At 49.7% G+C, this 23698-nt stretch carries 23 protein-coding genes; 18 read left to right on the plus strand and 5 right to left on the minus strand.

Annotation, left to right across the window (positions count from 1 at the left end):
- Window positions 1–156 precede the first annotated feature (156 nt).
- Entirely contained in the window at window positions 157–1749 is a 1593-nt protein-coding gene (locus J7619_RS06750) for a Na+/H+ antiporter (RefSeq protein WP_291195927.1), read from the plus strand.
- On the opposite strand, the gene J7619_RS06755 is transcribed toward J7619_RS06750, so the two are convergent.
- Window positions 1746–3272, minus strand: coding sequence for a S8 family serine peptidase (locus J7619_RS06755; protein WP_409012709.1), 1527 nt, complete (start codon window positions 3270–3272; stop codon window positions 1746–1748). The genes J7619_RS06750 and J7619_RS06755 overlap by 4 nt on opposite strands.
- Window positions 3273–3437: 165 nt before the next feature.
- On the opposite strand from J7619_RS06755, the gene J7619_RS06760 reads away from it, so the two are divergent.
- From J7619_RS06760 to J7619_RS06815, 12 genes are all read left to right on the plus strand, one after another.
- Complete coding sequence (locus J7619_RS06760; protein ID WP_291195933.1) at window positions 3438–4730, plus strand: aminopeptidase P family protein; 1293 nt, start codon at window positions 3438–3440, stop codon at window positions 4728–4730.
- A 49-nt stretch (window positions 4731–4779) separates the two neighbouring features.
- On the plus strand, window positions 4780–5184 hold the full coding sequence (locus J7619_RS06765) for a DUF5618 family protein (protein WP_291195936.1): 405 nt from the start codon (window positions 4780–4782) through the stop codon (window positions 5182–5184).
- A 205-nt stretch (window positions 5185–5389) separates the two neighbouring features.
- Complete coding sequence (locus J7619_RS06770) at window positions 5390–5788, plus strand: DUF5618 family protein (RefSeq protein ID WP_291195939.1); 399 nt, start codon at window positions 5390–5392, stop codon at window positions 5786–5788.
- A gap of 81 nt (window positions 5789–5869) precedes the next feature.
- On the plus strand, window positions 5870–6499 hold the full coding sequence (locus J7619_RS06775; RefSeq protein ID WP_291195942.1) for an MgtC/SapB family protein: 630 nt from the start codon (window positions 5870–5872) through the stop codon (window positions 6497–6499).
- A gap of 318 nt (window positions 6500–6817) precedes the next feature.
- Complete coding sequence (locus J7619_RS06780) at window positions 6818–7546, plus strand: EboA domain-containing protein (protein WP_291195945.1); 729 nt, start codon at window positions 6818–6820, stop codon at window positions 7544–7546.
- Window positions 7547–7550: 4 nt separating this feature from the next.
- A complete protein-coding gene (locus J7619_RS06785; RefSeq protein ID WP_291195948.1) occupies window positions 7551–8579 on the plus strand; it encodes a TatD family hydrolase in 1029 nt (342 codons plus the stop codon).
- A gap of 1 nt (window position 8580) precedes the next feature.
- Window positions 8581–9450: a UbiA-like protein EboC gene (gene eboC, locus J7619_RS06790; protein WP_291195951.1), complete on the plus strand. Its 870-nt coding sequence runs from the start codon at window positions 8581–8583 to the stop codon at window positions 9448–9450.
- 217 nt (window positions 9451–9667) lie between these two features.
- Window positions 9668–10828, plus strand: a complete 1161-nt coding sequence (locus J7619_RS06795; RefSeq protein ID WP_291195954.1) for a 3-dehydroquinate synthase — start codon at window positions 9668–9670, stop codon at window positions 10826–10828.
- Window positions 10825–12027, plus strand: a complete 1203-nt coding sequence (gene eboE / locus J7619_RS06800; RefSeq protein WP_291195957.1) for a metabolite traffic protein EboE — start codon at window positions 10825–10827, stop codon at window positions 12025–12027. Before J7619_RS06795 ends, eboE begins: the two co-directional genes overlap by 4 nt.
- Complete coding sequence (locus tag J7619_RS06805; protein ID WP_291195960.1) at window positions 12020–13384, plus strand: alkaline phosphatase family protein; 1365 nt, start codon at window positions 12020–12022, stop codon at window positions 13382–13384. Before eboE ends, J7619_RS06805 begins: the two co-directional genes overlap by 8 nt.
- A gap of 63 nt (window positions 13385–13447) precedes the next feature.
- A complete protein-coding gene (locus J7619_RS06810) occupies window positions 13448–14638 on the plus strand; it encodes a sorbosone dehydrogenase family protein (RefSeq protein WP_291195963.1) in 1191 nt (396 codons plus the stop codon).
- Between the two features lie 3 nt (window positions 14639–14641).
- On the plus strand, window positions 14642–15898 hold the full coding sequence (locus J7619_RS06815) for a saccharopine dehydrogenase family protein (RefSeq protein ID WP_291196522.1): 1257 nt from the start codon (window positions 14642–14644) through the stop codon (window positions 15896–15898).
- A gap of 39 nt (window positions 15899–15937) precedes the next feature.
- Here J7619_RS06815 and folB read toward each other — a convergent pair whose 3' ends face one another.
- The 3 genes from folB to J7619_RS06830 form a co-directional block, all read right to left on the minus strand.
- Window positions 15938–16288: a dihydroneopterin aldolase gene (gene folB / locus J7619_RS06820; RefSeq protein WP_019940367.1), complete on the minus strand. Its 351-nt coding sequence runs from the start codon at window positions 16286–16288 to the stop codon at window positions 15938–15940.
- Window positions 16289–16297: 9 nt separating this feature from the next.
- Complete coding sequence (locus J7619_RS06825; RefSeq protein WP_291195970.1) at window positions 16298–17359, minus strand: DivIVA domain-containing protein; 1062 nt, start codon at window positions 17357–17359, stop codon at window positions 16298–16300.
- 107 nt (window positions 17360–17466) lie between these two features.
- Window positions 17467–18366, minus strand: a complete 900-nt coding sequence (locus J7619_RS06830; RefSeq protein ID WP_291195973.1) for a WD40 repeat domain-containing protein — start codon at window positions 18364–18366, stop codon at window positions 17467–17469.
- 30 nt (window positions 18367–18396) lie between these two features.
- Here J7619_RS06830 and J7619_RS06835 point away from each other — a divergent pair, with 30 nt between their 5' ends.
- A complete protein-coding gene (locus J7619_RS06835) occupies window positions 18397–19026 on the plus strand; it encodes a 4'-phosphopantetheinyl transferase superfamily protein (RefSeq protein ID WP_291195976.1) in 630 nt (209 codons plus the stop codon).
- Between the two features lie 2 nt (window positions 19027–19028).
- On the opposite strand, the gene J7619_RS06840 is transcribed toward J7619_RS06835, so the two are convergent.
- Window positions 19029–19877, minus strand: a complete 849-nt coding sequence (locus J7619_RS06840) for a transglutaminase-like domain-containing protein (protein WP_291042979.1) — start codon at window positions 19875–19877, stop codon at window positions 19029–19031.
- Between the two features lie 157 nt (window positions 19878–20034).
- Here J7619_RS06840 and galE point away from each other — a divergent pair, with 157 nt between their 5' ends.
- From galE to J7619_RS06860, 4 genes are read left to right on the plus strand one after another with little or no spacing between them, the layout of a single operon-like run.
- A complete protein-coding gene (gene galE / locus J7619_RS06845) occupies window positions 20035–21048 on the plus strand; it encodes a UDP-glucose 4-epimerase GalE (RefSeq protein WP_291195979.1) in 1014 nt (337 codons plus the stop codon).
- 3 nt (window positions 21049–21051) lie between these two features.
- Complete coding sequence (gene rfbB / locus J7619_RS06850) at window positions 21052–22107, plus strand: dTDP-glucose 4,6-dehydratase (RefSeq protein ID WP_291195982.1); 1056 nt, start codon at window positions 21052–21054, stop codon at window positions 22105–22107.
- A gap of 35 nt (window positions 22108–22142) precedes the next feature.
- Entirely contained in the window at window positions 22143–23009 is an 867-nt protein-coding gene (gene rfbA / locus J7619_RS06855) for a glucose-1-phosphate thymidylyltransferase RfbA (RefSeq protein WP_291195985.1), read from the plus strand.
- A gap of 38 nt (window positions 23010–23047) precedes the next feature.
- The gene (locus J7619_RS06860) at window positions 23048–23689 is read left to right on the plus strand and encodes an O-methyltransferase (RefSeq protein WP_291195988.1); all 642 of its coding nucleotides are present in this window, start codon (window positions 23048–23050) and stop codon (window positions 23687–23689) included.
- Window positions 23690–23698: the final 9 nt, after the last annotated feature.

Raw genomic sequence — 23698 nt, forward strand, 5'->3', positions numbered from 1 at the left:
GGATCTTGAAGGCATTAAAGTTAATGCAAAACCTCAATATTTCCTGCTAATATAAACCAAAATTTCCATTTGCGTGCTCGACCACACACAAAAGTTAAGATATGTTAAGTTGACATTTTATGTAGTTTTATATCTCCGAACGTTTGTTTCCTGAATATGGTCCTTGAGAATTTATTGCTCATTATATCACTCCTTTTTGTGGTTTCGATGCTCACGATGCTGAGCGAAAAAATTGGTATTTCCTATCCTATCTTCCTGGTCATTGCGGGCTTGCTGATCGGCGTCGTTCCCGGAATGCCCCACATCCAACTCGAACCGGACTGGGTTTTCCTGATCTTCCTGCCGCCCCTGCTCTACGAAGCGGCCTGGAATACGTCCTGGAAAGATTTCTGGGCATCCCGGCGGGCGATCGGGCTCCTGTCTATCGGACTGGTTGTATTTACCGCAACGGCCGTAGCTTATATTACCCATGCGCTCATTCCGGGTTTTACGTTGGCAATGGGTTTTGTACTAGGCGGGATCATCTCCCCTCCCGATGCGGTTGCAGCCACTTCTGTTCTACATGGATTAAAGGTACCTAAACGAGTCGTCACCATTCTCGAGGGCGAGAGCCTTGTAAACGACGCGTCGTCACTGATCGTATTCCGTGTGGCGCTGGCGACGATCGAGACCGGCAATTTCGTACTCTGGAAAGCGGGTGCGGACTTCCTGATGGTGGCCATTATGGGTATCCTCATCGGGCTTGCGATCGCACATGTGCTGTACGTGGTACATCGCTTTTTCCCGACCACACCCAGCATCGATACGGCGCTTACATTCATTTCACCCTATTTAATGTACATCGCAGCCGAGCACTTTCATTATTCGGGTGTATTGGCGGTGGTAAGCGGCGGGCTCTTCCTAAGCTTCCGCGCGCACGAACTGTTTACCTACCAGTCGAGAATGCAGACCAACTATGTCTGGCAAACAGTGGTATTTCTGCTGAATGGGATCGTGTTCATTCTGATCGGCCTGCAATTACCCGAGGTCATGAAAGGGTTGCATGAATACACCATTACCGAAGTGGTGACTTATGCGGTCATTATCAGCGTCGTTACGATTCTGATCCGCATTATCTGGGTTTTTCCCAGCACCTACATTCCACGTATTCTCTTCAAATCGATCCGTAGAAAAGAGGTAAGGCCCGGCTGGCAGCCGGTATTTATTGTGGCCTGGAGCGGGATGCGCGGCGTGGTTTCGCTGGCATCTGCATTGGCTATTCCGCTTTTGATAAATGGTAAGGCATTTCCGCACCGCGACCTGTTCTTGTTTATCACATTCGTAGTGATCCTTTTCACACTGGTATTTCAGGGACTAAGCCTGCCCTATCTGATCAAATGGCTCAAAATTGAAGTCGATGATAGCCTTGAAAAGGAGAATGCGATGATGAATTCGCGCCTGGCCACGGTAAGTCTGGACTATATGAAATCCAATTATGACGGCGAAATACAGGATTTCGAGCCATTCAGGCTGTTGAAAGACCGCTATGAAAAGATCATTGAAATGGCTGACTACAAGCTGCTGCATTCGGATGATGACACGTCTGTCAGCCACGTGCGGAAATACCGCAAAATGCTGCTGGAAATCATCGAGGTAAAAAGAGAGGAAATCCTGAAACTAAGGCAGGAAAGAACTTGCTCCAACGAGCTCATCAAGACCAAAGAACACGAACTTGATCTCGAAGAAGCAAGGCTCCGCAGGTCGCCCTAGTTCCATTCCACTTCCACCACGTAATCCCGAAGGTCGATGGTGGTAAATTTCTCGTTATTCTGGCGTTTGAGTGATACTTTGCCGTTCTGAACCTTCGCTACTTGCTGCGCGATCACGTCTTTTTCGTTTTTCTTGCGGTAAATAGCGACCATTGGTTCCTGGCTGGTAACATCTACCTCACAAGTACGGCCCTTGGCGGTTACCAACTTGGAGTTGTTAGGCAAATAAGGGGCCTTCGCCAGCGCCAGCGCGCGGGAGGCCTGCGGTACGCCATAACCTACGTAGTTATTGCCGTAAGGATATAAATGCGACGATTTCTCGATCAGCGAGATCAGTTCTTTGTTCGAAAGCTGCGGATTGGCTTGCAGCAAGCAGGCTGCAAAGCCGGTAATCACCGGGGCAGAAAGTGATGTTCCGTATAAAGAGAAACACGAGACATTCGGTTTCACGTATGAAAGAAACTCCGGCCCGACGCTGCTGTAACCGATGCGGTTCCAAAGCTTGCCGTTGGTAGCCCCTACCGAAAGTACGCCTTTCGCGTCGGCTGGAGCTGAAACGATCCCCCAACTCTTATCGTCGCCTTCATTACCGGCCGAAACGATAATCATAATGCCTTTTTTATCGGAAGCAATCTGCGCGGCTTTGCTGATAGCGCTGGTTTTGCCGTCCATTTGCGAAGGCTCGTAGTTCTCTCTTGGATCCGAAAAGCCTTTGGCATAGCCCAATGAAGTATTGATAAGACGCACCCCGAGGCTATCCATCCATTCCATGGCCGCGATCCAGTTATCTTCTTCGCCGCGGTATTCGCGCATCGAGTAATCCGTGCGGGCTAGGTAAAACTTCGCATTGGTGGCCATACCATACTGCACCTGATCCTGGTAATCAATGCCAGAGATAGCCGCAAGCACTTCGGTACCGTGCATGTCGGAGAACGATTCGGCGGTGCTGAACAGCAGGTCGCCCGGGCGGCCGGGCTTTACATAATCCCGGATGCCTAATATTCTTTTATTGGAAAAAACCTGTGAAAGCGAAAGGGAAGAATCCGCACCATAGAAGCCAGCATCGATCACGCCGATCGTTACATCCTTAGCTGTGATATTCTCTTTCAAAAATGCATTAGCCTGTACCTGCGACATTACCGGCGCCATTTGCGCTTTCTCGATCGGCTGGGTGCGTGCGATATAGAAACCCGGATCGATCATAACCACGTCGGCCACAAAATCCAGCTCCCTTACTTTCATCGCCTGCTCGCTCGTGAGGTTGGCTGAAACGGCATTCAGCCATTTGGAGCGGTTAATAATGTTGACCGACTGCTGCCGCAATACTGCTTCGTATTCCTTTTTAACCGGCAAATCAGTTTCATCCGAGCGTATCAGACCTAGTTTCTGCCGGTTTTCCAGCGTCAGTGCCGAAACGGCGGGACTTGCAGCAAGGTCTTTGTTTTTCAGATAAATCCAATATTTCGGGCTTGCAGACAACACCAACGGCACCAATACAAACGCAAGCAAAAGCAATCTTCTCATCAACGGCATTAGTTAGGTATTCTTAATCAATTTGGTATAATGTAACTTTCAAAACTGCTTTTGCACGTCATGAGACCATTTCGTACGCGAGCAGATGTTTAGAATTTTTGAACAAGATAAACGTAATTTTACAAATTAAATTACCGTATCCGAAAAAATACAGACATGCGATATTCCCCCATCGACCAAAAGCTATTCGTTGAAAACAGACGCCGTTTAACGACTTTACTCAAACCCAAATCACTCGCAATTCTCAATGCCAACGATATTATGCCTACCAATGCGGACGGCACAATGGGTTTTAAACAAAACAGCGATCTGTTTTACCTCACAGGCGTCGACCAGGAGGAAACCATCCTGCTCATCTTCCCCGACCACCCCGACCCGAAGTTCCGCGAGGTGCTTTTCCTCCGCGAGACCAACGAAACCATCGCCGTGTGGGAGGGTGAAAAACTGACCAAGGAACAAGCCCGCGCTGCGACCGGGATACAAAGCATATTCTGGACGCATCAATATGAAACCGTGTTCGGCAACATCGTTTTTGAAGCCGAAAATGTGTACCTGAACACCAACGAGCACACCCGTAACGACTCGTACGTACAGTCGCGAGACGCGAGGTTTATTGTTGATTTCAAAAACCGGTACCCATTACACAACCTAGTGCGCCTCGCTCCGCTCATGCACCAGCTCCGCGCGGTGAAGCAACCGGAAGAAGTCGCTTTGCTCCAAAAGGCTTGCGACATTACGAAGCAGGGCTTTGAAAGGGTACTGAAATTTGTCAAACCCGGTGTGCATGAATTCGAAATCGAAGCTGAATTGCTCCACGAGTTTGTGCGCAACCGCTCGAAAGGCTTTTCGTACCAGCCCATTATCGCATCCGGCGCTAATGCCTGCGTGCTGCATTACATTCAAAACGACCAGGTTTGCAAAGACGGCGACGTCCTCCTGCTCGACGTTGCCGCCGAATATGCCAACTATGGCGCCGACCTCACCCGCAGCATTCCTGCAAACGGCCGCTTCACCAAGCGCCAGCGCGATGTGTACGATGCGGTACTACGCGTTTTCAAAGCCGCCAAAAGCCTCCTCGTCCCCGGCAACATCTGGGACGAATACCACCAGGAAATCGGCCGCATTATGGAAAGCGAACTCATCGGCCTGGGCCTCATTACCAAAGAGGACATTGAAAAACAGGACCCAGAATGGCCTGCCTATAAAAAGTACTTTCCGCACGGCACCTCTCACTTCCTGGGCCTCGACATCCACGACGTAGGCAACAAATACCGCCGCTTCGAAGCAGGCATGGTGTTCACCTGCGAGCCGGGCATTTACATTCGGGAAGAAGGGCTGGGCATTCGTTTGGAGAATGACATTCTGATTACCGAGAATGGGAACATCGATCTGATGGCGGATATTCCGTTAGAGGCTGAGGCGATTGAGGAGTGGATGAATGCTAAGTGATTCTTTGTAAATTTGTTGGGTAGTCTTATTATTCACATACACTTAACTTATGGCCAAGAAGGAAGAACTCTCCGCACAGGACGCTGTAATCGAGGCAAAGCGCTATCTGAACAATGCAAAGGAAATCCTCCGGGAAAAAGGTGCAAAAGACGAAGGGTATTACCGGGATTCCAAATATGTAAAAATGGCCGGCCATACCGCGTATTCCGGAGTGCTGTTTGCATTGGACCACTATTTCGGCAAGAAGGCAAAAGGCCGGAAGGACGTAGATTGGTATAGGATAAACCTCTCGAAAGAGGATCGCAAAATGCTCGACTCTTTCACTACTGCCTGTGAACAGTTGCACCTTGTGATGGCTTACGACGGCGTAGGCCAGGACGAGATAGTGAAAATCGGATTCAGGGAAGCCGAGCGCATCATTGCCTGGGTAGAAACACGGACAGAAGCCGCCTGAAATAATTGTTGTTGCATGCCTACGGCATTTGCATCTTTGCCTCATGGCAGCTGCTACCAATATTGCATCGCTAACGCGATTCGATCCTGAAAGGGTAAAGTGCCGCTAGGCGCGCAACATTGGTAGCAAAAAAAGACACCAATTAAATCGAAAATCCCGCAGGGATGTAACAACATTTCAACACATATAACTTAAACATACACTTATGAAAAAAGGAGAACTCTCCGCGCAGGAAGCAGTAATCGAAGCCAAGCGCTATCTGAACAATGCAAAAGAAATTCTGCGCGAAAAAGGTGCCAAAGAGGATGGCTTTTATCAGGATTCCAAGTATGTAAAAATGGCCGGGCATACCGCTTATTCCGGTGTTCTTTTTGCGTTGGATCATTATTTCGGCAAGAAAACCAAGGGCCGGAAGGATGTGGATTGGTACAAGTCCAATCTAGCCCAACAGGATAAGAAAATATTGCACACGTTCGTATCTGTATATGAACAACTACACCTCGTAATGGCGTACGACGGTGTCGGAGATGCCGAGGTTATAAAGCTCGGTTTTCAACGGGCTGAAATAATCTTAGACTGGGTTGAAACGCGTTCGGCCGCCTAACCTGTAACCTAACATTAGAAAATACAAAGCCGGGAGATTCTACCTCTGCCCGGCTTTATTTATGAATACAATTTACATTGAATGGAACTCCTTCCCGAAGACATTTACAAATTACTGATATCCTTCGCGCTAGGCGCCATCGTCGGCGCGGAGCGCGAGTACCGAAGCAAATCGGCTGGCTTGCGGACGCTGATATTGATCGCGATGGGGTCGACGCTTTTTACGATCCTTTCCATTAAAATCAGTTCGGATGCGGGGCGCATTGCGGCCAATATCGTGACGGGTATCGGCTTTATCGGCGCAGGTATCATTTTCAGGGAGAATAACCGGGTGGTCGGGATCACGACGGCGGCGATCGTGTGGGTGACGGCTGCTGTGGGAATGGGTATCGGGGCCGGATTTTATGAGGTGACGATCTGTTGCTTCGTGATTTCAGGGATGACGCTGGTGATTTTATCGCCCGTGCAAAAGCTTATCCGTCAGAAAAGCCAGATACGAAACTATCGCCTGATGTGTGTTTACCAGAAAAAGACCCTGAAAACTTACGAGAACCTGTTTAAGGAGTATGATCTGAAAATCCTCCGTGGCGAACAGAGCCGCATCGGTACCCATATTACCGGCAGCTGGACGTTGCAGGGCTCTGAAAGAAAGCACGAAAAACTGACCCATCACTTGCTCAACGACCCGGATATTCTGGAATTTGATTTTTAACCATCAGTTACAAATGATATTAGTTTTTCATTAAAACTGATATCAATCATGCCCGAAAATGAGCCAAAAAGCAGCTTTGTATCGTTATAAATAGCCGGCGGGAAACTTTATACCGGCAAACAGGCATTATACCAATAACCCACACCCTCAAAAGATTTACACGGTGCGAACCGGTAAACGGGATCACAGACAACAGTTATGTCCGATATTATTAAACAAAAGATTTGGGAGATCATTGCTTCAAACACTTCAGCATCTGAGGCCGGATGGTTGCAGCAAAAGAGATCCTCTACTCCCATTGAACTGATGACCGCCTTCGTGGCAGCTCCCAGATTCCTACCCAAGAAAATAATCCACACCACCGATGCCGAAAAGGCCGCATTGAACCTCGAAATCCCCGGTTTCTCGGTCGATGGATGGTCGCTCGTGAGACTTAGCCGCGTGTGGCTGCTTACGCAACTGGATCCTTCCGATAAAGAAGGTTATACCAAAAACATCGAAACCCTTTTCGATACGGCGGAAATGAACGAGTTGGTGGCGTTGTATTCGGCATTGCCGCTGCTTTCGTACCCCGATCAGTGGCTGTTCCGTGCAACGGATGCAGTGCGTTCGAATATGGGCTTTGTGTTCGATGCGATCGCATTACATAACCCTTATCCAGAGAAATATTTCAGCGAACTGGCCTGGAATCAGCTGGTACTTAAAACGATATTCAACGACAAGCCTATTCATTTTATAGAAGGCCTGGAAAACCGCTCGAATGAGAAATTGGCGGTAACGCTTTCGGACTTCGCGCACGAGCGATGGGCAGCCGGGCGTAGCGTGCCCGCGCAGGTGTGGCGGCTCACCGGAAAGTACCTGAATACGGCGCTTCTGGCAGATATGCAGCATTTATTTGATTCGGAAAAAGAGGAAGATCGCCAGGCTGCTGCATTGGCCTGTGGTGAAGCGACGCTGCCGGCGGCCAACTACCTTTTGGCAAAATATACCGATCTGGAAAAATCCGTAAAATCCGGCGCATTGACATGGGCCGACCTTGAACATTGACATTATGTGCGCTAATCATACAGAAATAACCCCGAACCCTTCGCATTTCGAAGATAGCGAAGAAGCAAGCCAGGCACCCGCGCACCGCGACATCGCCTGGAACGATTATAAAGATTTGATCCAAGGAATGCGGTTTTTCGACCCGCATATCCACATGGTTTCCCGCACGACGGACGACTACCAGGCGATGAACCAGGCCGGTATCGTGGCACTCATCGAGCCCGCGTTCTGGGTGGGGCAGCCGCGGACGGGTTTATCGACATTCAAGGATTATTACAGCAGTCTGGTAGGCTGGGAACGGTTCCGTTCCTCGCAGTTTGGCATTAAACACTACTGCACCATGGGTCTCAACTCCCGCGAGGCCAACAACGAGCCGCTCGCGGAGCAGGTAATGGAGATCCTGCCATTATATATTTATAAAGAAGGCGTAGTGGGCGTGGGCGAGATCGGTTTCGACGACCAGACGCCCGCGGAAGAGAAATACTACCGTCTGCAACTCGAACTCGCCAAAGAAGCGAAGTTGCCGGTTCAAATCCACACCCCGCACCGCGACAAGAAGAAAGGTACCGAGCGCAGTATGGCCATTGCATTGGAGCACGGTATCGACCCGTCGTGGGTGATTGTGGACCATAACAATGAAGAAACCGTGAAAAGCGTACTCGACCAGGGTTTCTGGGCGGCGTTTACCATTTATCCTTTTACCAAAATGGGTAATGAAAGGATGGTGAAAGTGGTCGAACAATACGGCCCGGAACGCATCATGATCAACTCCGCAGCCGACTGGGGCATTTCCGATCCATTGGCAATTCCGAAAACGGCGGCATTGATGAAAATGCGCGGTATCTCCGACGAGACAATCCGCCTCGTGACTTACCAGAATGCCATCGACGCATTTGGCAAAAGCGGGCAGATCGACGTGACCGATTTCGAATCGGGTTACGCGGTAGATCAGACGGAGAAATTCCATGGAAACAGCATTTTAAGAGGTGGCCAGCAGCCTGCTCCTGTGAAAGACTTTTTAGTGATCAATTAAAGTGAGCAGCCTCAAACCTTATTTGCAGCTGACGCGCCCAGCCAACCTGGTAACCGCCATTGCGGACATCCTGGCTGGTATGGCCATCGCGCAGTTTACGTTTTCGGATTTTTCACCTGCATTACTCGTAGCTTCCACGCTAGGCCTTTACGGTGGTGGCGTGGTGATGAACGATGTTTTCGATGCCAAACTCGACGCTGTCGAACGACCCGAGCGGCCCATTCCCAGTGGTAAGGTACCGCTGCCCCAGGCAGCTACCATGGGCATTTCGCTCTTGTTATTAGGCATTATTGCGGCGGGTGCATTCAATTTACAAAGCGGGATGATCGCGATTGTAGTTGCGATGCTGACCGTCTTATACAACCGGTTTGCCAAACACCACGTTTTTTTTGGTCCGCTGGTAATGGGCATGTGCCGGGGCGGGAACCTCATCCTCGGCATGAGCGTATTGCCCGAGTCGTTTCAGAGTTGGGCGTTTATCGCCATTTTCCCGATTATGTACATCGGCGCGATCACGCTGATCAGCCAGGATGAGGTACATGGCGGGAAGAAACGAACATTGTATATCGCCGCATTTCTTTACCTCGCGGTACTGGCGGCACAACTGACCATCGCCCAGGGAAAGGGTAATCTTTTGTTCACCATTCCATTTGTATTGCTACATGCGTGGTTCATCTTCCGCCCGCTCTGGAATGCGATGCAGAATCCGATCGGCCCGCTGATCGGAAAGGCTGTCAAAGCCGGGGTAATCTCCCTGATTGTGATGAATGCTTCCTGGTGCGCGGCGTTTGGGTTACTGCCCATTGCGATTGCTGTACTTGCATTGCTGCCGCTGTCTATGTATTTGGCAAAGGCTTTTGCGGTGACTTAGATGATGGGAGAAAGGTGGCCCGCGTAGGGAGGAATGAGGATGGAGGAAGAAAGAAAGGGAGGTGGCTTCGATCTAATAAACAAATTGGACGATGGCGGGACGGGGAAAACCTGTTAATTTTAGTCTTTATATCAATGATTTTGAGCTGCGTTTGAACGGATCGTGTTTTCAAACGTTTTAATTGTAAATACCCATTTTGCGTGTAATGCCTGATTCAATGCAAACCATAAAACAACGTTTCCAGGTGGAATACAACTATGCCGTATTCTTCACCCAACACCTTTTTGACACCCAGAACCCGTTACTGAAAGATTTTTTTCAAGAATATACCGAGCAGGGCTTTCAACGCAAGGCCCTGGTGATCGTGGACGAGGGGTTTGAACAAACACAGCCGGAACTGAAAAATCAGATCCGCTCCTACTTTGTCGAAAATGTAAAGCATGTCCAGCTCGCACCCGAAATTATTTCGGTACCAGGCGGCGAGGCTTGCAAAAACGATCCGTCACAATTCGATAAGCTCGTGGAAGCCGTCGATGTATTCGGGATTGACCGTCATTCATTCGTAATAGGTATCGGTGGTGGCGCCGTACTCGACCTGGTGGGTTACGCGGCTGCGGTCTCGCACCGGGGCATCAAGCTGATCCGCATTCCAACAACTGTGCTCGCGCAAAACGACTCGGGGGTTGGCGTGAAAAACAGCATTAATTTTCACGGCAAAAAGAACTTTCTAGGCACATTCGCACCGCCTGTGGCCGTGTTCAATGACTTAACCTTCCTGCGCACGCTCGACGACCGCGACTGGCGTGGCGGGCTCGCGGAAGCAGTGAAAGTGGCGTTAATCAAGGACCAGGCATTCTTCGAATGGATTGAAGAACATGCAACCGCATTGGCCAATCGCGATCAGGAAGCTATGGCCTACCTCATCCATCGCTGCGCGGAAATGCACACCGACCACATTGCCGGCGGTGATCCGTTTGAATTCGGCTCCTCACGCCCGCTGGATTTCGGGCACTGGGCAGCGCATAAGCTCGAATTTTTGACGAATTTCCAGGTACGTCACGGTGAAGCGGTGGCTATCGGTATCGCATTGGATTGTGTGTATGCCAACAAAATAGGCATGCTGGCAGAGAGCGATCTGCACCGTATTATAGATGTACTCACCAAAGTAGGTTTTGAACTGTACCATTCAAAACTCGCTGAAAACGATAAAATCAACCTCCGCAACGGCTTGCAGGAATTCCGCGAGCACCTTGGCGGCAGGCTGACGATCATGCTTTTAGAGAAAATTGGAAAAGGAGTGGAAGTGCATGAACTGGATGCCGACATCATCGCGCAGTCGGTGGATTACCTCGAAAGCTCCAAAATCATTCCTGCATGATTACGCCTTACGGACACCTTACCTATTGCAGCAACATCCATCCCGGTGAAAAATGGGACGACCATTTCCGGTCGCTGCGTGAGAGCATTCCTTACATCCGCGAGCAACTAGCGCCTGGGAAGCCATTCGGCCTTGGTTTGCGCGTTGCGAATGAAGCTTCCATCGAGCTCAGCAAGCCGGAAGTGCTGGCCGAGTTCAAAAACTGGCTCGCGGAGCAGAATGTGTATGTATTTGTGATCAACGGCTTTCCCTACGGCGGCTTTCACAATACCCGCGTAAAAGACGATGTGCACACGCCCGACTGGACCACCGTCGACCGCCTCGCCTATACCAAACGCCTTTTCAACATTCTGGCCGCATTGCTGCCCGCCGATATGCACGGAGGCGTTTCCACCCCGCCGCTATCTTACCGCCTTTGGTGGAAAACCGAAGCCGACAAGCTGCAAGCCACCGAGAAAGCGACCGATCATATCCTCGAGTTGCTCGACGAGTTGATCCGCATTGAAAAGGAAACCGGCCAATTCCTTCATTTAGACATTGAGCCTGAACCCGACGGCATTCTCGACAATACGGAGGATTTCGTGACCTGGTATACCAATGTTTTGCTTCCTAAGGGCACCATTTATTTGGTAGAAAAATACGGTATCGATGGTGAAGCGGCGCAAGCGCTTATTTTAAAGCATATTCAGCTATGCTATGACATTTGCCACGCAGCTGTGGGTTTTGAAAAACCGGAAGATATCCTCGACTCACTGAATGAATATGGTATTAAAGTCGGTCGCATTCAGGTGAGCTCGGCTTTGAAAGTGAATTACACCAGCGAGCGGGAAATTAAGCGGAAAGCTATCGAGACATTCGACGAGCCTGTTTACCTCCACCAGGTAGTAGCCCGCCACGACGATGGCCATTTCACGCATTATCCCGATCTCAAAGAAGCATTGACCGACTGGGACGATACCCATGAAGAATGGCGCGTGCATTTCCACGTTCCCTTATTTGTGAATACTTACGGCGTGCTGGATTCGACACAAGGTGATATTGTTCAGACATTGGCTTTGCAGAAAGAATCGCCATTCTCGGCGTACCTCGAAGTAGAAACCTACACCTGGGGCGTGCTGCCCGAAGATATGCAGAAACCCATCGGCGAATCCATCGTACGCGAGCTCGAATGGGTAAAGAAAGTCCTCAATTATGAATAAAACCGTAGTTATCGATATAGTAGGGTTGAGCGCCAACCTGATCGGCGAGCATACGCCGTTTCTGGCCGCTTATGTCAAAAAGCGCCACCTTACGCCTATTAAACCAGTCCTGCCAGCGGTAACCACCACCTCACAAAGTACTTATGTGACTGGCAAATGGCCTGCCGAAAACGGGATCGTCGGCAATGGCTGGTATGATCGTGAAGATTCGGAAGTGAAGTTCTGGAAACAATCGAACAAGCTGGTGCAAGGCGATAAAATTTGGGATAATGCAAGAAAACAGGACCCTAATTTTACGGTTTCAAAGATGTTCTGGTGGTATAATATGTACTCCACCGCCGACTGGTCGGTAACGCCGCGCCCACAATACCACGCCGACGGCGTGAAAGCACCCGATTGTTACACCTACCCACCCGAGTTGCGCGACGAGCTGCAAGCCGAACTCGGTCAATTCCCGCTTTTCAATTTCTGGGGACCGAATGCGAATATCAAATCCACGCGCTGGATTGCGGATGCATCCATGTCGGTGGAAAAAAAGCATAACCCGACGCTGACGCTCATTTATCTGCCGCATCTGGATTACTGCCTGCAAAAATTCGGGCCGGATTTTTCCAAAATCAGCAAAGAGTTGAATGAGATCGATGAGGTTGTTAAAGACCTGATCCAATTTTACGAAGCGCGCCATGCGAAGATCATTCTGCTTTCGGAATATGGTATTAATCCGGTAAATAACCCGATCCATGTCAATCGCATTCTCCGCAATGAAGGACTCATTTCCGTGCGCGTGGAGCGCTGGTATGAGCTGCTGGATGCGGGCGTTTCCAAAGCATTTGCCGTGTCCGATCACCAGATCGCGCATGTGTATCTCAATGATCCATCGGTCAAAGAGCGGGTAATGCAGGTTTTGAAAAAAACACCTGGTATCGACCTTGTTCTCGATAAAGCAGCCCAGAAAGATTACCACATCGATCACGAACGCTCGGGCGATATTGTAGTCGTTGCCAAGCCGGACAGCTGGTTTACCTACTACTACTGGCTCGACGACGCCAAAGCACCGGATTATGCGCATTTGGTGGATATCCACCGCAAGCCGGGTTACGATCCGGTAGAAATGTTCATGGATCCTAAAAATCCATTGATCAAACTGCGTGCGGGCTACAAGCTGGCGCGCAAGCTACTAGGTTTCAGGTATTTGATGGACGTTATTCCGTTGGACGCGACGTTGGTTAAAGGCTCGCACGGCGGCATTAACATTCCCAAAGAATACTACCCGATCATCGTCACCGATAAGGCCGCCGAAAAGCCGGAACTGGAAGCGGTAGATGTGTACGATGTAATTTGGAAACACCTGATTTAAAACCGGTTCCAAAAACAAATAGGCTTTCATGACGTTGTTCTAGAAACTTACTACTACGACCTCATGAAAGCCATCCTTCGCCTGACGCTCGTTCCGTTGGCTATCGCTTTTGCATTTATTGCCTGCAAATCCGACGATCCGGAAACACCGCATGATCCGGAACTCCCAGAGAATACCATCGATTCCAAAGATGCTTTCCCCGCGCTCATATTCAGCCAGCCCGTTGATCTACTGCAAGCTCCGGGCGACAGTAGCCGGTTTTACGTTGTGGAGCAGGGCGGGGTCGTTAAGGTGTTTTCCAATGTTGAAAATGTCTCTTCCAGCTCTACTTTTCTCGATATCAAGAGCAAAGTTAGATCAGGCGGCGAGCGGGGTTTACTAGGACTCGCATTTCATCCTGATTTTAAAACCAACGGCTATTTCTTCGTCAATTACACTTCCGGCACGCCGCTTAAAACGGTGATAGCACGGTACAAAGCCACCAGCACGACACAAGCGGATCCTGCAAGCGAAGCGGTTTTATTTACTTTCGACCAGCCATTCGATAACCACAATGGCGGCTCGCTACAATTCGGGAAGGACGGTTATCTCTACATGGCCACCGGCGATGGCGGCAGTGGCGGCGATCCGCGGAATAATGCGCAGAACCTGAAAAGCCATTTGGGCAAAATCCTGCGCGTGGATGTGAATGGAACCGCGAAGGGTAATTACAGCATCCCAGCCGATAATCCATTCCTGGCCGGAACAACCGGAAATTTGCCTGAAATCTATGCCTACGGCCTCCGCAATCCGTGGCGGATCAGCTTTGACAGCGGTACCGGCAAACTTTTCGCAGGCGACGTCGGCCAGAACGAGCGCGAAGAAATCGACATTATCACTAAGGGCGGCAACTACGGCTGGCGCATTAAAGAAGGAATCGATTGCTATAACCCGTCGTCGAATTGCAATGCGCAAGGCCTCATCGACCCTGTACACGATTACAGCCAGAAAGACGGCGACCGGTCCATTACCGGCGGTTATGTGTACCGCGGCACCGCCATTCCCTCGCTCACGGGCAAGTACATTTATGGCGACTACATCAGCGGGCGCATATGGGCGCTCGAGCTCGACGGCGATGCCCGCAAATCCAACACGCTGATCATGGAAGGAAAGGGTAATATTTCTTCTTTCGGACAGGATATCAAGGGCGAAGTGTACTATTTGAACTACGGAGAGGGCAAGGTAATGAAGGTGGTTAACGGAAATTTAAATTGAAAAATTAACCGCTCGTCCTATCTTTGCCGGAAATTTAAAACTATTAAAATGTCCAAGGTTCTTATCATTGGCGCAGGTGGTGTCGGTAGTGTTGTGGCACACAAATGCGCATTGAACAGCAATGTTTTCACCGAAATAATGCTCGCAAGCCGCACCAAGGCGAAATGTGATAAAATAGCAGCCGAAATCAAGGAAATGCACGGCGTCGAGATCCAGACCGCACAGGTGGATGCCGATATCGTCGCCGAAACGGTACTGCTCATCAAACGTTTCCAACCCAAAGTGCTTATCAACGTGGCCCTGCCTTACCAGGATCTGACGATCATGGAGGCTTGCCTCGAAACCGGCGTGCATTATCTCGACACCGCCAACTACGAACCAAAAGACGTTGCGAAATTCGAATACAGCTGGCAATGGGCATATCAGGAGCGCTTCAAGGAGGCTGGCCTGATGGCTGTCCTCGGCTGCGGCTTCGACCCGGGCGCTACGCAGGTTTTCACCGCGTTCGCCGCCAAGCACCAGTTCGACGAAATGCATTACCTGGATATCATCGACTGTAACGCGGGAGACCACGGAAAAGCATTCGCGACCAACTTCAACCCTGAAATCAACATCCGCGAGATCACCCAGCCGGGCCGCTATTGGGAAAACGGCGAGTGGGTCGAAATCCCTGCGATGTCTATCCATAAACCGATCGATTACCCGGGCATAGGACCGAAAGAGAGCTACGTGTTATACCACGAAGAACTCGAATCATTGGTAAAGAACTTCCCTACCCTGAAACGCGCACGTTTCTGGATGACTTTCGGCCAGGCTTACATTACGCACCTGAACGTGCTTGAAAATGTGGGTATGACGAGCATCAAGCCGATTAAATTCAACGGTATCGATATCGTTCCTTTGGAATTCCTGAAAGCAGTGCTGCCCGCACCCGATACTTTGGGCGAGAATTACTCAGGCCAGACGTCCATTGGCTGCCAGATCAAGGGTATCAAAGACGGTGAAGAGAAAACCTATTACGTTTGGAACAACTGCGACCATGCTGAATGCTACCGCGAGGTACGTGCACAGGCCGTGAGCTACACCACAGGCGTTCCGGCGATGATCGGCGCGATGCTGATGCTGACGAACGACGAATGGATGAAGCCGGGCGTTTATAATGTGGAAGAGCTGAATCCGGATCCTTTCATGGAACTGCTGAATATTCACGGTTTGCCTTGGCATGAGGCGGTGAACATTGAGCTTCCTCACGAATATTGATACAAAGCAAAAGAGGCGGTTCAAAAACCGCCTCTTTTATTATCCTTCCATCGTTATCACCGCCCGGGTGCAAACCCCTCCTATCGGCGGATTGAACTTCGAGACTTTCACCGTCACCTTCTCGACCGTCGGGTAATGCTCCCGTATTTTTTCAATTACATTAAAACCAATGTGTTCCAAAAGCTTGGCCGGCTCTTTCATGACCTTGGCCGTGAGCTGGTAAATGGTTTCGTAATTGACGGTTTCACTCAGCTTGTCGTGCTGCGCGGCACGGAAAAAATCCGTGGTAATGGTAATATCCAGAGCATATTTATTTCCGATGCGTTGTTCTTCGGGGTAGTAGCCGTGGTATGCAAAAAACTCGAGTCCTTCGAGACTGATCGTTCCCAATGGTGGTTATTAGATTTGGTCAAAAAATGAACCGCCGCCTGATTTCTTCGGCTGACTGCTTTCTCTCGGCCGGTTGATGCCCGCCGAAGAATCCCTGGCCTTCTCTGCCACCCTGTGCATTTCCGCCAGCACCTCTTCGGCTTCGTCGGCCGCACTTTTTTGCGTTTGTCTTGGCCTGTTGTAAGCAACCGGTTCTTCGCGCACCGGCTCGGGAATCGGCGCTGGTTCAGGCTCCGGCGCTGCCGCCTCCACAGGGGTCACTTCGGGAACAACTGCCGCCGGCACTTCATCCTCGACTTCAACCGCCTCCGGCAGCTCGGGATCTACTTCAAAAACCGGTTCAGGCTCCGGTTCCTGCTCCTGAGCTACTTCAAATACTACTTCCGGTTTATCATCCTGCAACACTACTTCCACTTCCGGCTCGGCAGGCTGAACTGCCGGCTTCTCTTCCAGTTCAATCCTCACCGGCGCCTGGTACAGTGGCTTCTTCGGAATTTCAATCTCCGCGATATGCTTTTTAATGTCCTCCATTTTATTGAGGACCGATTCTTTGTCATATTTCTGCTCGAAACGTTCGACGGTTTCGAGCGCACTGTTGGCCAGTGAACTGAGCTGTACGATCAGGTTGTCACGGAAGTTTTCGATCGCCCGGAAATCGCGTTCCTGTATCTTCACTTCCTGTGCAAAGTCCTCCTTGAATTTCGCCAGCCTGTCCTCCGTTTGTTTGATAATCTGGCTTGTGCGCTGCTCCGCTTCGGTTACCAGATCGTTCGCCGCGACGCGTGATTCCTCTATTCTTTTTTCCGCATTTTCGTTGGCTTCTTTTTCTATTAACTTACTGGTATCCTCGGCTGCTTTTAAGGTTCTGAATAACGTTGATTCGATATCTTTCAACTTCGCCAATTCCTTCTCCGCGTAGTCCAGCTGCATCTTCAGCAAGTTGTTTTCGCTTGAATACCGCTCCCATTCCTGAGACAAAGAGTTCAGGAAAGCATCTACTTCGTCCGGGTCATAACCTCTGAAAATCTTTTCAAAAGTGTGCTTGCGTATCTCTATAGCGGATATTTTCATGATGCATTCTATGCTTTGATGCCTAGTTAAAAACGGTCGTGTAAGTTAAAGATATATGTGTCATTTTTCAAAGTATTTACCAACATTACCATATTATAAGTATTGGCTTACGCGACCTCCCAAACCGATATCATCCGGTCGTCACTGCACGAAATCAGTTGATTTTCAAAGCCCGTCCAAAGGAGCTTGTTCACCGATGTTCCGTGCCCCGCATGACGTGCGCGATCGATAATTTTTTTAAGCTTGAATGTGGCTGCATCCCACAATTTTATGGACTTATCCATACTGCAAGTAGCGAAGAGGGAGCGATCCGGACTGAATGTAATGTCGTTGATCGCGTACATATGCGCGGGGATGTCGGAGACGATGCCGTATGCATCATTGACGTCCCATATTTTCAGGTGCGCGTCCCGTCCGGTCGTAAAGAGGTATTTGCCGTCCGGTGAATACTTAACGGAAAATACCGAGTTTGTATGTGCTTGTATGGTCTTTTTTAATTTAAAACCGTCGAGATCGAAGATATGGACGTTGCAATCGCTATCGCCCGTCGCGAATTCGTTGGTTTCGATATTGACTGCGATACTGCGAACACTCTTGCCCGCAATCTTGATATGCTTCTGAACAGCAAATGACGGAACGTCCATTACGACCACCACGCCGTCGCCCAATGCGATGAGCGCCTTGTCGTCTGCGAAACGGATATCAAAAATAGCCGAGGTCGTGATTTTGGAGGTTTTTTCAATCGCATTTTCCCGGGTATTCAATAGCTGAATACCTTCAAAATTCTGCCCGATCCATAATTTGTCGCTGCGCTCGTGCAATGCGAGCGCGTATACGGATGTGCCTGCGCGCGCGACGAGTTTTCCGAGATCGGGCTTTTGCAGGTCCCATTGGATTACAAAGCCATCGGCCCCGGCGGAATAAAACCCGCGATCGCTTCCGTCAGAAATAATTGTATAAACACTGTCCCTATGACCGGAAAAAGTATCTACTTTGCGAATATTCATCTTGATAGTTTTGTAGCAAACAGTATTACCATGCCCCTCGTTCATTCCGAAAAGATAGAAGATAGCAGCACATTACTGCTTTGGAAACTGACGGAGACCGAAGCGGAACTTCAATATGCTCTGGGTAACGGCTTTAACCAGCAGGAGCTTGACAGAATCTCCCATCCGCAAAAAAAACGTGAATGGCTCGCCAGCCGGATGCTGATCAAAACACTGGCAGAGCAGTTTGGCATTAATTACGTGGGCATTCACAAGGACGAGCACGGCAAGGCATTCCTGATCGACAACGATTCGCACATTTCCATCACCCACACCGCAGAGTTCGTGGCCGTGGCCATTAACCCGACTGCCGCCGTGGGCATCGATATGGAAAAAACCGACCCGAAATTGCAGCGCACTTCCAAAAAGTACCTTTCCCCGCCCGAGTACAACCACGCTCAGGACGAAATGGACCGCCTTTGCATGTACTGGTGCGCGAAAGAAGCTTTGTATAAACTCTACGGAAAGAAAAAGATCAGTTTCAGGGATTCTATTTTTATCAGCCCATTCGAAGACGCCGACATTATCCTGAGGGGAAGCCTTACCGACGAAGACATTATCGTCCCTTCCAACATTTACATCCGCTGGTTCGACGGCCATTGTCTCGCCATCGCGCTCTGATATCAGCCTTCGGGCAGTTCGTCGAGCGTCGATTTCAGTATCTTCTCGATTTCCCGGATCTTGTCCTGCTCGCTGGTCTTTTCGTACGACAATATCAGGTTACGCAATACGCGCTGCACGATTTCGAGATTGGTGCAGGGTTGGTAGAATATGTCTTTGGATTTAATATTCAGCTGCGCGATATAGTGATCGATGTCCGTTTTGGAAAAGATAATCCCGCGATTGAATACATTAATATAGAACTGGGTCTTGTCGCTTTTATAGGTCAACACAAACAGATTCGGCAGATTCACGCCGTACACCGGCATACCCAGCTTTCTTGCAATCAACAGATAGATCACACATAAGGTAATAGGGTTACCGCGGCGGCTTTCGAGCACCGAGTTGATCATCGAGTTGGTAGGCGAATGAAAGTTCTTGGTATTGGCCGCGAAATTCATCACGCCGAAGAAAATGCTGTTGATCCGCTTCACCTGGTCCACCGCATTCATTTCCTCCTGGAACTGGATCCAGATGTCATAGTAAAGCTGTTCAATGGTGGTTTTCAACTTTTCGATCGACAAATCGGGGTAATGGTAGGTGGCGATGATCCACATGCCTTCCAGCAGGTCGAGCCCGCCGCCGTTCTTCCACGCTTGTAACCGTTCGATCATAATGCTGAGCTGCAATTCGTGGATCAGTTCCTCGATTTTACGCTGCACGATCGGATTGAAACTCTCCTCCCATTCAGTCTCCAGAAAAGGTATCACTGTCCCTCCCAACGATAATATCTTCCCTTCAACATGCTGACTCACTTCATGATCTTCATCATCAAGCAAGGATATCAGTGCCTTGATTTCTTTCTGGTTCATTTTCCTCAAATCTGCGTTTTACAACCAACGGATAAATAAAAACATTTTTTTTTAATGGACGTCAAATTTTCTACTTTTGCCCGGAAAAAAAGCCGGGTAGAAACCGCTTTGAAGACCATCTATACCACCAAATTTTAATAAAAACCGCACATAACGCATGAAAATTCTCGTTACCGGAGGGGCCGGTTTTATCGGTTCCCATACCGTTGTAGAGTTGCACAACGCGGGGTTTGAACCGGTCATTATCGACAACCTGTACAACTCCAATCTCAACGTTTTAGAAGGAATCAAAAAGATCACCGGCAGGGAGTTTCCATTCTACGAAATCGATTGCAATGATGCCGACAAAGTAAGGGCTTTGTTTGAAAAGGAAAAGTTCGACGGCGTGATCCATTTTGCAGCATACAAGGCTGTGGGTGAGTCGGTTGAAAAACCATTGAACTACTACGAAAATAACCTCATTTCCCTGATGGTACTGCTTCGTGCCGCTAAGGAATTCAATGTAGATAAATTTGTATTCTCCTCGTCGTGTACCGTATACGGCCAGCCCGAAAAGCTGCCGGTTACCGAAAGCACGCCGCGCCTGCCGGCTAATTCGCCCTATGGCAACACCAAGGCGATCGCCGAGGACATTATCCGCGACCATGTGCATTCACGTCCGGGCCTGAAAGCGATTTCGCTTCGCTATTTCAACCCGATTGGCGCGCACGAAACGTCGCTCATCGGAGAGCTGCCGAATGGCGTTCCCAGCAATCTGGTGCCGTTCATTACGCAAACCGCCGCAGGCCTCCGCAAATCGCTTACCGTTTTCGGTAATGACTACGATACGCCGGACGGCACCTGTATCCGCGACTTTATCCACGTGGTGGATCTCGCGAAAGCGCACGTGAAGGCGCTCGACCTGCTCGAATCGCAAACGGATACTAACTATTATGATGTATTTAATGTAGGAACGGGCGAAGGTTATACCGTTTTGCAATTGATTAATACTTTTGAGGAAGTAAACGGCGTAAAACTCAACTACACCATCGGGCCACGCCGTGAAGGGGACGTCGAGAAAATCTACGCGCAGTCCGACAAAGTAAATAATGTAATGAAATGGCGTGCCGAGAAAACCATGGCGGACGCATTGCGCGATGCATGGAACTGGCAACTAAAACTCAAAAGCTGAAAAATGAAAAAAATCTTGATTACGGGAGGAGCGGGTTTTATCGGCTCACATGTGGTTCGCCGGTTTGTCAACTTTCACCCGGAATATCATATATATAACCTCGACGCGCTTACCTACGCAGGTAACCTGGAAAACCTGCGCGACATCGAAAATGCGCCGAATTATACATTCGTGAAAGGCGATATCGTCGACGCGGCGTTTATCGACAAGCTTTTTACTGAAAACGATTTCCACGGTGTGGTACACCTTGCTGCGGAAAGCCATGTGGACCGTTCGATCACGGATCCGATGTCTTTTGTAATGACGAATGTGGTAGGTACGGTAAATCTTTTGAATGCTGCCAAAAAAGCATGGAAAGACGATTTTAGCGACCGTCGTTTCTACCACGTGTCTACCGACGAAGTGTACGGTGAACTGCACGATCCGGGTACATTCTTCGTGGAAACGACCAAGTATGACCCACGTTCGCCCTACTCGGCTTCGAAGGCATCGTCCGATCATTTTGTAAGGGCATACCATAATACCTACAAGCTGCCCGTGGTTATTTCAAACTGCTCGAATAACTACGGTCCGAACCATTTCCCGGAGAAGCTGATCCCGCTGATGATCCACAACATTATTCAGCAAAAACCACTTCCTGTTTACGGAAAAGGCGAAAACATCCGCGACTGGTTGTTCGTGGAAGATCACGCGATCGCGATCGATGTGATTTTCCATAACGGCGCCAACGGCGATACCTACAACATCGGCGGTCACAACGAATGGAAGAATATCGACCTCGTACACCTGCTTTGCAGCATTATGGACCGCAAACTGGGCCGCAACGAGGGCGAAAGCGCCAGCCTGATCACTTACGTGACCGACCGCGCCGGACATGACCTGCGTTACGCGATCGATGCCACCAAATTATCGGAAGAACTGGGCTGGAAACCTTCATTGCAGTTTGCCGAAGGCCTGGAAAGAACCGTTGACTGGTACCTGACCAACCAGGACTGGCTGAACAACGTCACCTCCGGCAATTACCAGAAATATTATGACGAAATGTACCAGGATCGTTAATCCGGCCATTTCTTTACTCAATTGAAACTCTATTTATGAAAGGCATTATTCTGGCCGGCGGTTCCGGTACGAGATTACACCCGCTTACACTGGCGGTAAGCAAGCAGCTCATGCCGGTTTACGACAAACCGATGATATATTACCCGTTGTCGATCCTGATGCTGGCGGGCATCCGTGAAATCCTGATCATTTCGACCCCGCATGATCTTCCGCATTTCGAAAAGCTGCTCGGCGACGGAAGCCGCCTCGGCTGCGAATTCAGCTATGCGGTACAACCGAGCCCGGATGGCCTTGCACAGGCGTTCATCATCGGCGAAGAGTTCATCGGTGACGACAAAGTTGCATTGATCCTGGGCGACAATATTTTCTACGGATCGGGCCTTTCGAGCCTGCTCCAATCCAACAACGACCCCGACGGCGGCGTGATCTTTGCCTACCAGGTACACGATCCGGAGCGTTACGGCGTTGTAGAGTTTGACAAATCCAATCACGTGATTTCCATTGAAGAGAAACCCGTTGAACCCAAATCCAACTACGCGGTTCCTGGCTTGTACTTCTACGACAACGATGTGGTTGAAATCGCTAAAACTATCCCTCCTTCCCCGCGCGGCGAACTCGAAATCACGGACGTGAATCGGGTATATCTCGAACGTGGTAAATTGAAAGTAGGTGTCCTCAACCGCGGTACGGCATGGCTCGATACGGGTACATTCCAGTCGCTTATGCAAGCCGGGCAGTTCGTTCAGGTGATCGAAGAGCGTCAGGGTTTAAAAGTAGGCTGCATTGAGGAGATCGCATACCGTATGGGCTTTATTAATGCAGAACAATTGCGTGAAATCGCCCGGCCCCTTGTGAAGAGCGGTTACGGCACTTATCTTGAACGCATTGTAGCCCATGTCTGACAGGCAGCGGCACCGGGATTAGCACATATTATATTCGAATGAAGTTTTTGGTAGAGGAAATCGAAGAATATTCCGCAGCCCACACGGAAGAAGAGAATGCATTGCTGAAATCCCTCAACAGGGAAACGCACGCCAACGTTCTCAGCCCCCGTATGCTCTCCGGGCATATGCAGGGAAGGTTTCTTTCCATGATTTCCAGGATGATCCGGCCCGACCGTATCCTGGAAATCGGCACGTATACGGGTTACTCCGGCATTTGCCTTTGCGAAGGCCTCAACCCCGGCGGAAAGCTCATCACCATCGATGTGAACGAGGAGCTCGAAAGCTTCACACGAAAGTATTTCGACCAGACGCCCTTCAAGGACCAGATCGACTACCGTGTCGGGAATGCGCTGGATATTATCCCGACGCTCACCGATACGTTCGACATCGTCTTCATTGATGCGGATAAAATCAATTATTCTTCTTACTTTAACCTCTGTCTCGACAAAACCCGCACAGGGGGCTTCCTGATAGCCGATAATGTGCTTTGGAGTGGCAAAGTCGTACAGCAGTTGAAAAAGATAGACAAAGACACGCAGGCATTGCTGGATTTCAACCGGATGGTACACGAAGATCCACGGGTTTCCAACATGCTGCTACCAATCCGCGACGGGTTGATGATTCTTCAGAAATTATAGTACTCAATA

The sequence above is a fragment of the Dyadobacter sp. genome (assembly GCF_017744695.1).
Classification (GTDB): Bacteria; Bacteroidota; Bacteroidia; order Cytophagales; family Spirosomataceae; genus Dyadobacter.

Bases quoted from the DNA above. Each gene is read 5' to 3' on its own strand.
- J7619_RS06750 (WP_291195927.1), top strand. From the start codon at position 157: ATGGTCCTTGAGAATTTATTGCTCATTATATCACTCCTTTTTGTGGTT.
- J7619_RS06755 (WP_409012709.1), bottom strand. From the start codon at position 3,272: ATGAGAAGATTGCTTTTGCTTGCGTTTGTATTGGTGCCGTTGGTGTTG.
- J7619_RS06760 (WP_291195933.1), top strand. From the start codon at position 3,438: ATGCGATATTCCCCCATCGACCAAAAGCTATTCGTTGAAAACAGACGC.
- J7619_RS06765 (WP_291195936.1), top strand. From the start codon at position 4,780: ATGGCCAAGAAGGAAGAACTCTCCGCACAGGACGCTGTAATCGAGGCA.
- J7619_RS06770 (WP_291195939.1), top strand. From the start codon at position 5,390: ATGAAAAAAGGAGAACTCTCCGCGCAGGAAGCAGTAATCGAAGCCAAG.
- J7619_RS06775 (WP_291195942.1), top strand. From the start codon at position 5,870: ATGGAACTCCTTCCCGAAGACATTTACAAATTACTGATATCCTTCGCG.
- J7619_RS06785 (WP_291195948.1), top strand. From the start codon at position 7,551: ATGTGCGCTAATCATACAGAAATAACCCCGAACCCTTCGCATTTCGAA.
- J7619_RS06795 (WP_291195954.1), top strand. From the start codon at position 9,668: ATGCAAACCATAAAACAACGTTTCCAGGTGGAATACAACTATGCCGTA.
- eboE (WP_291195957.1), top strand. From the start codon at position 10,825: ATGATTACGCCTTACGGACACCTTACCTATTGCAGCAACATCCATCCC.
- J7619_RS06805 (WP_291195960.1), top strand. From the start codon at position 12,020: ATGAATAAAACCGTAGTTATCGATATAGTAGGGTTGAGCGCCAACCTG.
- J7619_RS06810 (WP_291195963.1), top strand. From the start codon at position 13,448: ATGAAAGCCATCCTTCGCCTGACGCTCGTTCCGTTGGCTATCGCTTTT.
- J7619_RS06825 (WP_291195970.1), bottom strand. From the start codon at position 17,359: ATGAAAATATCCGCTATAGAGATACGCAAGCACACTTTTGAAAAGATT.
- J7619_RS06830 (WP_291195973.1), bottom strand. From the start codon at position 18,366: ATGAATATTCGCAAAGTAGATACTTTTTCCGGTCATAGGGACAGTGTT.
- J7619_RS06835 (WP_291195976.1), top strand. From the start codon at position 18,397: ATGCCCCTCGTTCATTCCGAAAAGATAGAAGATAGCAGCACATTACTG.
- J7619_RS06840 (WP_291042979.1), bottom strand. From the start codon at position 19,877: ATGAACCAGAAAGAAATCAAGGCACTGATATCCTTGCTTGATGATGAA.
- galE (WP_291195979.1), top strand. From the start codon at position 20,035: ATGAAAATTCTCGTTACCGGAGGGGCCGGTTTTATCGGTTCCCATACC.
- rfbB (WP_291195982.1), top strand. From the start codon at position 21,052: ATGAAAAAAATCTTGATTACGGGAGGAGCGGGTTTTATCGGCTCACAT.
- rfbA (WP_291195985.1), top strand. From the start codon at position 22,143: ATGAAAGGCATTATTCTGGCCGGCGGTTCCGGTACGAGATTACACCCG.
- J7619_RS06860 (WP_291195988.1), top strand. From the start codon at position 23,048: ATGAAGTTTTTGGTAGAGGAAATCGAAGAATATTCCGCAGCCCACACG.